General features: G+C 64.7%; 2 protein-coding genes. One reads left to right on the forward strand and one right to left on the reverse strand.

What is annotated here, in order from left to right; all coding sequences use genetic code 11:
• Positions 1-1,060: ISL3 family transposase (locus DCI01S_RS16335; RefSeq protein WP_061230191.1), on the reverse strand; the 1,060-nt coding region annotated here is incomplete at its 3' end.
• Positions 1,061-1,151: 91 nt separating this feature from the next.
• Between DCI01S_RS16335 and DCI01S_RS17035 the strand changes: the two genes are divergently transcribed.
• A complete protein-coding gene (locus DCI01S_RS17035) occupies positions 1,152-2,072 on the forward strand; it encodes an IS3 family transposase (protein WP_082767897.1) in 921 nt (306 codons plus the stop codon).
• Positions 2,073-2,153 lie beyond the last annotated feature (81 nt).

The following is a 2,153-nucleotide window of genomic DNA, read 5'->3' on the forward strand; positions in this document are numbered from 1 at the left end:
CCACCGGGGCTAGTCGGGCGATTTCCGGGATCGGGCAGGATGGCAAGGTCGCGAGTACCTTCTCCGCAGCGCTGCGCCCGGCTGGCAGGTCTTTGTGGTGGTAGGCCTGTCGGAGTTCGTGGGCGACTTGCCAGGCGATGAACAGTTCCTCGTGTCGGGGGTCGGCGGCCAGGGCCTCGTCGAACCGCCGCCACTGGCGCTCGGTGAGCCTGTCGGGGTCGCAGCGGATGATGGTGCGGATCCCGTAGAGCGGGTCGCCTTTACGTCCGCGGTGGCCGCAGATCTGCTGCTGCAACCTCCGGCGGACCTCGTCCACGGCGCCAAGGGCGAGCTTGACCACGTGGAAAGCGTCGAGAACAGCGGTGGCATCCTCGAGTTCGTCATCGATCGCTCGCTTGTAGCCGTGGAACGGATCCAAAGCGGCGATCTCGACGCCGCTGGTGAAACCCTTGCCCCGCGCGGTGAGCCAGTCTGCGAACACCACCCCGGAGCGGCCTGGCACGAGGTCGAGCAGCCTGGCCTGTACTTTGCCGTCCCCGTCGCGGGTGAGGTCGACCATCCCGGTCAGTTCCTTGGGGCCGCGCTTACGTCGGGAGACATGGTGCCAGATGTGTTCATCGACGCCGAGGGTGCGGACGCCGTCGAAGCGGGCCGGATCATCGGCCAACGCCTCCAATGCAGCCTTGACCGGCGTCCACACCGTGTGCCACGCGGTACCGAGCTGACGAGCCAGTCCGCTGACGGTGGCGTGCTCCCGGCGCAGCTGTCCCACTGCCCACTCCACGACGCGGGCCGTGGTGGCATGCCGCGGCGAGGCAAGCCCAGGCAGGTTCTCCACGAACGTCACACGTTCGCACGCCCCGCCTGGGCAGACGAAGCGGCGTTTGCGCCAGATGATCGTGACGGGGCGGCCGAACGCGGGGATGTCGACCAGACGCACCACCTGCCGTCCATGCCCCACCCCGGCGGCGCCGCAGTCCGGGCATCCGACCGGTCCCGGCTCGGATTCGACGGTCACCTCCAGGTGCTCGCCACGCAGACGCGCATCAAGGACGTACACGTCGTCGAGCCCGACGAGAAGATCGCAGCGGACACAACGGGGCGCAGGTGCGGTTCCGGTGGCAGACCGGCAGCACCCGATAGGCTCAGACATGGGTCGAGGCCCTTTCAGGATCGGATGTAGTGGTACTTCCAATCCTTCAGGGCCTCGACCCTCTCGTCTCACTACCGCCTCACCGGCGTGTCGTCCTCACCAACGCTCAGATGCGAAGAGCCGCTATTACAAATGGCGTGGAAAGTCCCGCTCAGCGCGAGACCTCCGGGACGACGAACTGACCACGCTGATCGAGTGCCTCTACAAGCGTCTCAACGGCCGCCCCGGCGTTCGTCGTATGCGCGCGGAGCTCGCCGCCGGCGGTCACCGGGTCTCTCACAAGCGGGTGTGGCGGCTGATGAAAGCAGCAGGCTTGGAGGGTCGCCACCCGAAAGCGTGGAAGCGAACCACCGTCGCTGGCGACGACCCTGTCGCCGCCCCCGACCTCATCGGTCGCGACTTCACCGCGGCAGAGATGAACACCAAGTGGTGCGGCGATATCACTTACGTGCGGACCTGGAACGGCTGGGCGTACTTGGCCACTGTGATCGATCTGCACTCCCGGATGGTCGTCGGATGGGCCGTGGCCGACCACATGCGTACCGAGTTGGTCACCGACGCACTGGAAATGGCCATCGCTCGACGGCGACCGCCCGGCAAAGTCGTATTCCACAGCGACCGCGGAACCCAATACACGTCCACTGAATTCGACAAGTATTGTACGAAGAACAATATTCGGCGATCACTGGGACGCACCGGCATTTGTTTCGATAATGCGGTCGCAGAATCGTTTTTTGCGAGCTACAAGAAGGAGCTCATCCACACGCGTCCATGGCCCACACTCAAAGCGCTCACAAAGAGCACATTCACTTGGATCGAGGAGTATTACAACCGAGCGCGGCGACATTCAACACTCGGCTACTTGACACCAGCCGAGTTCGAACTAGGATTCAGAGACATCTACGAACTCGCGGCCTAATTCAGGTGGCCACTTTGTCGGGAACACTCCACGTTCAGTCCGCGGGAGCTGCTCCGCCGGGTCGACGCGCTGCTCGGCCGC

The organism is Dietzia cinnamea NBRC 102147, assembly GCF_001571065.1.
GTDB lineage: Bacteria > Actinomycetota > Actinomycetes > Mycobacteriales > Mycobacteriaceae > Dietzia > Dietzia cinnamea.